This is a genomic window from Deltaproteobacteria bacterium (assembly GCA_020845895.1).
Taxonomy (GTDB): Bacteria; Lernaellota; Lernaellaia; order JACKCT01; family JACKCT01; genus JADLEX01.
The window spans coordinates 1-7,826 of the sequence record JADLEX010000024.1 but is presented as its reverse complement, the minus strand read 5'-3'; the positions used below and the strand labels follow the sequence as shown (position 1 = coordinate 7,826).

At 63.5% G+C, this 7,826-nt stretch carries 10 protein-coding genes; 6 read left to right on the top strand and 4 right to left on the bottom strand.

All coding sequences use genetic code 11. The annotated features are described in order from the left end of the window. Nucleotides 1-135 precede the first annotated feature (135 nt). The 4 genes from IT350_03020 to IT350_03005 all read left to right on the top strand — a co-directional run bounded on the left by IT350_03020 (nucleotide 136) and on the right by IT350_03005 (nucleotide 3,494). Entirely contained in the window at nucleotides 136-861 is a 726-nt protein-coding gene (locus IT350_03020) for a hypothetical protein (protein MCC6156996.1), read from the top strand. Between the two features lie 30 nt (nucleotides 862-891). Next, on the top strand, nucleotides 892-1,488 hold the full coding sequence (locus IT350_03015; protein ID MCC6156995.1) for a hypothetical protein: 597 nt from the start codon (nucleotides 892-894) through the stop codon (nucleotides 1,486-1,488). A gap of 92 nt (nucleotides 1,489-1,580) precedes the next feature. Then, a complete protein-coding gene (locus tag IT350_03010; GenBank protein ID MCC6156994.1) occupies nucleotides 1,581-2,939 on the top strand; it encodes a hypothetical protein in 1,359 nt (452 codons plus the stop codon). 102 nt (nucleotides 2,940-3,041) lie between these two features. Continuing rightward, a complete protein-coding gene (locus IT350_03005) occupies nucleotides 3,042-3,494 on the top strand; it encodes a DUF4395 family protein (GenBank protein ID MCC6156993.1) in 453 nt (150 codons plus the stop codon). 103 nt (nucleotides 3,495-3,597) lie between these two features. Here IT350_03005 and arsM read toward each other — a convergent pair whose 3' ends face one another. Further along, nucleotides 3,598-4,473 (bottom strand): arsenite methyltransferase, encoded by an 876-nt coding sequence (arsM, locus tag IT350_03000; protein ID MCC6156992.1) that lies wholly within the window; start codon nucleotides 4,471-4,473, stop codon nucleotides 3,598-3,600. A 4-nt stretch (nucleotides 4,474-4,477) separates the two neighbouring features. Next, nucleotides 4,478-4,819 (bottom strand): winged helix-turn-helix transcriptional regulator, encoded by a 342-nt coding sequence (locus tag IT350_02995; GenBank protein ID MCC6156991.1) that lies wholly within the window; start codon nucleotides 4,817-4,819, stop codon nucleotides 4,478-4,480. A gap of 185 nt (nucleotides 4,820-5,004) precedes the next feature. On the opposite strand from IT350_02995, the gene IT350_02990 reads away from it, so the two are divergent. After that, the gene (locus IT350_02990) at nucleotides 5,005-5,232 is read left to right on the top strand and encodes an AbrB/MazE/SpoVT family DNA-binding domain-containing protein (GenBank protein ID MCC6156990.1); all 228 of its coding nucleotides are present in this window, start codon (nucleotides 5,005-5,007) and stop codon (nucleotides 5,230-5,232) included. Next, nucleotides 5,229-5,615, top strand: coding sequence for a type II toxin-antitoxin system death-on-curing family toxin (locus tag IT350_02985; GenBank protein MCC6156989.1), 387 nt, complete (start codon nucleotides 5,229-5,231; stop codon nucleotides 5,613-5,615). The genes IT350_02990 and IT350_02985 overlap by 4 nt, the downstream gene beginning before the upstream one ends. Nucleotides 5,616-5,667: 52 nt before the next feature. Here IT350_02985 and ccoS read toward each other — a convergent pair whose 3' ends face one another. After that, nucleotides 5,668-5,826 carry a cbb3-type cytochrome oxidase assembly protein CcoS gene (ccoS, locus tag IT350_02980; protein ID MCC6156988.1) on the bottom strand — a complete coding sequence of 53 codons (159 nt, stop codon included), beginning with the start codon at nucleotides 5,824-5,826 and terminating at the stop codon, nucleotides 5,668-5,670. A gap of 4 nt (nucleotides 5,827-5,830) precedes the next feature. Then, a complete protein-coding gene (locus IT350_02975) occupies nucleotides 5,831-7,348 on the bottom strand; it encodes an AAA family ATPase (GenBank protein ID MCC6156987.1) in 1,518 nt (505 codons plus the stop codon). Between the last annotated feature and the right edge of the window lie 478 nt (nucleotides 7,349-7,826).

The following is a 7,826-nucleotide window of genomic DNA, read 5'->3' as shown; positions in this document are numbered from 1 at the left end:
TCACGGCGGTCCTCCTTGGAAAAGGTCGTCCAGGTCTCGCAACCCGGACGGTAGGCAACCGCCGTTCCCTTTTCAACTTTCAACGGAATCCGGGACAGGCTCGGAGAAATCGACGCGGATCGGACAGACTACCTCGTGCGGGACTCTCTTCATTGCGGGGTCGACTACGGCCGATTCGATTACCGGCGGATGATCGAAAGCTTCGATCTCTCCGAGGACGAAGGGACGTGGGAGATCGCTTTGGACTACGGCGGCCTCCACACCTTCGAAGCGCTGATTCTTGCGCGCTATCAGATGAACACGCAGGTGTACTACCACCGAGTCCGTCGGTTGACGGATCGTTACCTGCAGGACTGCTTCGAGGGGGTCGATCTCGAAGACCTCGATCTCGTCGCGGGCGATCCTGACGGGTTGCCGCCGGCGTTCTTTCGGCTGACGGATTCGGCGATTCTGCATCGCCTGCGTTCCGGTACTTGGCCGGGATCCAAAGCTGGGCAAGGATCCGCGGAGCGAATCAAAACCCGGAAATTTCACAAGGTGGTGAAGGACTTGTTTCCGGATGCCGGCCACTCGGCAGGAAAGAAGATGGCCGAGAAGATGGCCGATTTGAAGGTAGGTCATCCAGACGTGGACTTTCTTCTCGATGCCAGCGGAAGGGTGAAAATCCATAGCCAATGCACTAGGTGGGATCAAGATCCCGGCCTTCTTCATTTGAAGCTCGTCGGGCAGAATCGCGATCCGGAAGATGTCGGACTCGTCAGCCCCGTCGTGGCGAGCGTCCCTCGCGCCTTCTCGGGCGTCCGAATTTACGCCGATGCGGACGAGGCTCGTTGCAAGGCGATTCGCAATTGGGCAAAATGATCCCATATCTCGGGCGGTCACGGAGCGAACATGGAACCCAACTGGCATAGCGATCACGCGCTACTGTCTTACGTGATTCACGTTGTGGATCGGCTCCGGAGCCGTCAGGGAGAGGGCGAGCCTCCGGCGTACCTGGGGCGGACGAAAATTCAGAAGATCGTCTACTTTCTGAGCCTGATCGGTGTGCCGAACACGTATCGGTTTCTTCTCCACCGCTTTGGGCCGTACTCGACGGAAATCCAGGACGACCTGGATCGCTTGGTCTCGTTCGAGATCCTTCTCGACGAGTCGGGCGACGGCCGGCGATACTACGACTATCGATCCACGAATCAGTCCAACGAGTTATGGCGAAGCTTCCGCGTCCAAATTGAACCGTTTCAAGACAGGATCGACCCGTTTGTCGAGGCTCTCGCCAAACTGAGCGACGACGACCTCGAAGTCGTATCCACGCTCGTCTACGCGTATCGCTGGCTCGTCGGCGCGGGGAACCATGAGCCCTCCAAAACGCAGATTCTCGCGAAATTTCAGACCTACAAGAAGGACAAGTTCCCGCCTGACCGCGTCGAGTCCGCGTACGAAGTCCTTGCGAAGGCCGGTTTCCTGCCGTCCGAAACGAGCGCGTCCTGACCGCCTCGAACATCTTCGGAGCGAGAAAGCATGAGACGGGACCCGCGCATGACGCGGCGAGGAAGTCCGGTAAGGTCCTGAAGTATTGCGCTTTGTTGTACGCCCTGCTCGCCCTCCTCCCCGGCTGCGCGGGTGACGACGACGATTCCACTTCCGATTCCGGCGCGGCTGACGACGACACGGATGACGACTCCGACGACGATTCCGCATCCGACGACGACGCGGTGGACGACGATGCCGACGACGACGGGCCCGCGTATCGGCCCATCGTGTTCGTGCACGGATTCCTCGAGGACGGCGACGCGTTCCACGCGCAGTCGCAGCGCTTCGCGACGAACGGCTACGTTTTGGACCGCGTCTTCGCGCTCGACTACAACACGCTCTGGGCTACCCCCGACCCGGTCGAGATGATCGGCGGCGCGATCGACGAGATCCGCGCGCTCACCGGCGCCCAGGATGTGGATCTGGTCGGCCACTCGATGGGCGGGTCGATGGGCGCGGACTACCTGCAACTCGCGCCCGCGCCGATCCACGTCGCTCACTACGCGCACGTCGCGTCGTTCGATTTCGACACGGCAGGCATCGACACGCCGATCCTCACCCTGTCGTCCGAGGCCGACGCGGTCGTCGGCGCGCGCGAAATCGCGGGCGCGACAAACGTGGTGCTGCCCGGCCTCGACCACCTGCAACTCGCCACATCGCCCGAAACCTTCGAGCAGCTTTTCTCGTTCTTCAACGGCGAGCCGCCCGCGACGACCGACGTCGAGCCCTCCTCGCCCATCACACTCTCGGGACGCGCCCTCGTCTTCGGCACGAACGACCCCGCGCCCGGGCAGATCGTGCGCGTGTTCGCCTTCGGTCCGGACACCGGCGAGCGCGACGACGCCGAACCCGACGGCGAGTTCACATCGGACGCGTCCGGCGCGTGGGGACCGTTCGAGGCCCAAGCGGACACGCACTACGAATTCGAGATCCGCGACGCGGCGGGGAACTGGCCCGCCGTGCGTTACTATCGTGAGCCGTTTTTGCGTTCGAGCCGCCTCGTACACTTTCGCGTGCTGCCGGATTTCGATTCGACGTTCGCCGTGCCGTTCAAGCTGCTGCCGCTGCTGGGCGATCGGGTGGCGTTCGCCACGCTCAACCTGAACCGCGCGGCGATCGCAGGGCGCGACACCTTCGTGGTGGACGGCATCGACCTGGGCACGGACGAGGTCACCCCCGCGGAGCAAAGCGTGCTCGCGGCGGTCTTCACCGACCTGAACTTCAACGCCGCCACCGACGGCCCGATCCTGCCCGGAATTGTCGGGCTGTTTCCGTTTTTCACGATCTACGACCTCTACGCCGACCCCGTCGCGGGCGAGCCGATCCCGATCGAGTTCAACGGACGCGTCCTGACGATTCGGGGCGACGAGGGTCCGGCGGACTCGCTCTCCATCGCGCAGTTCGATTGACCGCCCGGCGAACGCGGCCACGCGCATTATTGACGATTGCTGATCGAAAACATACTATTCCGACCGAGTTAGTCGTAATTTGGTGGCGAAGGAGGGCGCATCATGAGCGCGCACTGCCCGATCTCCGGAAAACTGACCGACAACACCGCCGGCCGCGTGGTGGCCTCGGTCGTCGTTCTCGTGTCGCTCGCCGCCATCGCGACGGGCGCGTGGTGGGTCTTCGCCGTGCTGGCGGTTGATTTCGCCTGGCGTTCATTCGCGCCCGACCGCAAGAGCCCGCTCGCCTTTGTCGCGGATCGTCTGGTCGCCGCGTTCGACTGGAAACGTGTACCCAGCGATGCCGCGCCCAAACTCTTCGCCACGCGCCTGGGCCTCGCGATGTGCGTGGCGACGTTCGCGCTCGCCGCGATGGGGTTGACGGCGCTCGCGCTCGTCGCCGGCGCGGCCTTCGCGGCGTGCATCGCGCTCTACGCCGCCGCCGACGTGTGCGTCGCCTGCCACGTGTATCAGTTCTGGGGGCGGCTGCGCGGCGATCGGGCGCCGACACCGGCGTAAGAGATGTTGACCCGGCCGAGGGCGGCCGGGCCACACACATGGTTCCCGTTAGGGTGCGATTCGACCAAAAACCAACAACCAAGAACCAGAAACCGAAACTCATTCACGCCTTGCGGGCGACGACCTTCGCGCTCCAGATCTTCCCCTCGACCTCTTCGGCGATCCGGTCCGCCACCTCGGGCGCGACGGTCTGGCTCGAGCCCCCGCCGCAGCAACCGCACGTGGATGCGTCCTTCAGTTCCGTCGCGATGAACGCGCGAAGCTGCGTGCGGTCGTAGACGAGGCGCTCGACGACTTCGACGTCGGTGAGTCCGGCCTCGCGCAGACCCGCGAGGTAATCGTCCTCGCTGATCGCGCCCGCCACGCACGAGCTGTACATCTGGCGCATTTCGCGGACCCAAGCGGGCAGATCGCTCACCACGATGTCGGACACCCGCATCGTGCCGCCGGGGCGCAGGACGCGGGCGATTTCCGAAAACACGCGGGGTTTTTCCGGCGACAGATTGATCACGCAGTTCGAGATCACCCAATCCACGCTCGCGTCCTCGACCGGCAATTGCTCGATCACGCCCTTGCGGATCTCGACGTTCGTCGCGCCCGCCTCGGCGACGTTCGCCCGCGCGCGCTCGATCATTTCGTCGGTCATGTCCACGCCGATCACGCGGCCCGTCGGCCCGACCATGCGCGACGCGATGAGCAGATCGATGCCCGCGCCGCTGCCGAGATCGACGACGGTCTGCCCCTCGCGCACACCCGCGAAAGCGAGCGGATTGCCGCAGCCGAACGAGCTTTGCACGGCGTCGGCGGGGAGGGACGAGAGTTCTTCGCCGTCGTATCCGGCGATGGCGGCGAACACGCGATTTTGCTTCGCGGTCTCGATCTTTCGACCCGTGACGGCGTCGGCGTACGCGCGGGAGACTTCGCGGCGCACCTCGTCGGCGGACGAGGCGGCGGACTTGGTTTCGGGATTCGAGCTCATGAATTCATCCTTTCGATGGTTCGGGTTTTCGCGGCGGACAGCACGCGTCGAGCGCGTCGGCGATCGAACGCAGCGTCGCCGCCAGGCGGTTGCAGTTCAGTCGGTAATGGACCTGTTTGCCGATCTTCTCGGCCTCGAGCACGCCCACGGCGCGCAGTTGCGCCAGATGCCGCGACACCACGGACAGATCGACCTTCACGCATTCGGCGAGTTCGCTCACCGTGCACTCGCGGCGGCACTCGGCAAGTCGCGAGAGCAGCGCGAGCCGGTTGGGGTCGCCCAGAGCCTTGAACAGATCGGGCGCCAGGTGATCGCGCAGCGGGTGAATCGGACTCTTGCGGGGCATCGGGGTCCTTTCGCGTCGTGACGACACTTTCATATTTGCGTCACTGTGCAAATATAAATTTCCCGGTCGCGCCCGTCAAGCCCCCTGAGAAATTTTTTTTCCTCGCTCTCGGAGTTGGCAACTGCTTGATTTCAACGGGCCTACATTGTATATCCATTGTTAGACTCCACTTACCGGAGGCCACGATGATCAAGACGCTTTCGAAACACGGCAACAGCCTGGCGCTCATTCTCGACCGCCCAATCCTCGACCTGCTGAAGATCGATCAGGACACGCCGCTGGAGCTGACGACGGACGGGGACGGGCTTGTCGTACGTCCGATCCGTCAGGCGACGCATCGCACACGGGTGCGGCAGATCGCAAAGCGCGTGATGGACACGCATGAGGCCACGTTGCGGAAGCTCGCGAAATGAGTCCGGAGTTTCTTGACATCGACGACGTGCTCGATATTCACGCCACGCAGCTTGCCCGTTTCGGCGGTCTGGACGGGATTCGAGACATGGGGTTGCTGGAATCGGCTTTAGCGCAGCCATCCGCGTCGTTCGGCGCCGAATGGCTTCATGCCGACCACTTTGAAATGGCCGCCGCGTATCTTTATCACATCGTCTCGAATCACCCGTTTTTAGACGGCAACAAAAGGACCGGCCTCATCTGCGCGCTGACGTTTCTGGGGATCAACGGGGTCGAAATCCAATGTGACGAGCCGGAACTTGAGAATATGGTGATGATGGCGGCCAAGAGCGAATTGTCGAAACCGGAGATCGCGGGTTTCTTCCGGCGTCATATCAAGGGCTGATCCGCGCGCGACGCCAACAAGCACAGCCGGGGGCAGCCGCGCCTCATCTCCGTCAGCGCTTGCGCTTCACATCGTCGTCTTCGTGAAGAATCCGCATGGCCGGCGTCTTGGTGTCGTCGAACTGCCCGCGGCGCGTCGCCCAGATGAACGCGCCGACGAATCCCGCGGCGAAGAGAATCGCCAGCGGCAGCACAATGTAGATGACGGACATGCGCTTACGGCTCGCCGGTGTTGGCGCGCACCGCGCGGTTGTCGGCCCAGCGTTTCACCTTGGTGATGTCCTCTTTCATTGTCACGGACAGCGGCACCATGTTGCCGATCGCCCGGTAGATGTCTTCCAACGCAAGCGGCCGGTTTTTCGAAAAACATTCGTAGAGCGCCGAGATCAGCGCCTGCTCGATCTCCGCGCCGGTGTAGCCCTTGGTCGATTTCGCGAGGCCGTCGAGCGACGTTTCGCTCGGCACCTGCTTCTTCTTCTTGAAGTGGATGCGGAAGATCTCCTTGCGTTCTTCCTCGCTCGGCAGATCGACGAAAAACACCTCGTCGAAGCGGCCCTTGCGGATGAACTCGGGCGGCAAGCGGTCGATGTCGTTCGCCGTCGCGGCGATGAAAACCGGCGTCTTCTTCTCCTGCATCCACGTCAGGAACGATGCGAAGTTGCGGCTCGTCGCGCCCGATTCCACCGAGTCGGAAAACACCGAGATGCCCATCTCGATCTCGTCGATCCACAGCACGCACGGCGACACCGCCTCGGCGGTCAGGATCGCGCGGCGCAGGGACTGCTCGGGCGATCCCGCGAGCCCGGCGAAGACGCGGCCCATGTCCAGGCGCAGCAGCGGCAGACGCCACTCGCGGGCGAGCGCGGTGATGGCGAGGCTCTTGCCGCAGCCCGAAATGCCCGTGAGCAAAATGCCCTTGGGCAGCGGCAACCCGAACTCGCGCGCCTCGGGCTCCAGCCCGCGATGCCGGATCTTGCACCACGCCTTGAACTGCTTGAGACCGCCGACCGCCGACAGGTCGTCCTCGATCTGAATGAACTCCAGAATTTCGGTCTTGCGCAGGATCTGGCGTTTTTCCTCCAGCACCACCTGCGCGTGATCGATCGTGATTTTCGGCGAGTGCAAAAACGACTTGCGCAGCGCGCGTTTCATTTCCTCGCGGGTGAGGCCGAGCAGGGTGCGTTCGAAGTCCGCGCGTTCGTAGTGGTCGAAGGTCACTCTCTGCCCGCTGCGATGAAAGTGCGTCCAGATTTCCAGCTCGACGATCTGGCGCGTTTCGTCGGGATCGGGCAGCGGGTAGTCGTAGACGTACATTTCCTTAACGAGTTCGGGCGGCACCTCGACGATCGGCGCGAGCACGATGAGCGTTCGATCGGTGTCCTTGATCGCGTAATACACGTCGCGCAATCGCCTGACGATGTCGGGCCGCTGCGCGATGTAGACGTGGTAATCCTTGAGCACCCACACGACCGGGTCTTCTTCGCGCAACACGCGGTCGAGCGCGGCCATCGGGTCGTGCAGCGCGCGTTCGGGGCCCTCGATGTGGTCCGAGAATCCTTCGGTGAACGACCACGTGACGAGCGCGCGGGACGGCTCCATGTGCCCGGTCGCGACGATGCCCAGGTGCTCGCACACGCGCTCTTCTTCCCACGACGCGACGTAGATGATCGGGAAACCGGCGCTGATGTGCACCAGAAGCGGTCTGACGGCGCGCGGAAGCCCGGCGGTGTCCATAAACCCTCCACGTCGGCGCGGGACGAACAAACAGATTAGTTTCGCGCGCAGGCACGGTCAACGCGCGCTTCGAATCGGCATAGGGGCTCCGAGGAATAGCCTCGGAGTTCCTCTGCCACACCACCGGACAAGCGGGTCCGCATCCGGCGGTTCGGCGAGTTGAGGTCACGCGGCCAACCGGGGAAGCCCCAGCCGGTCGAAGTAGCGGATGGTCTTCCGCTCGCTCCCGAGCGCTCGTCTCCACGCGCCGCCGTCGAAGCTTCCTCGCTACGCCGCCCGCGTCGGGATTCACCCTTCGCCGTCAACGCGAGCTCCAGTTGCCCGGACATCTGAGGCATGGCTCCTTCGAGGCGCACGGTCGTCTCGCTCTCCTCTCCGTTCGGCCCTTCGTCCCTTGCAGAACTACTACGGCCTTGGCTGACTTCTCGCTCCACCGCCTTCGCGGGGTCGCCCTTTCAGGCGCAGGGCGAGATCTCCC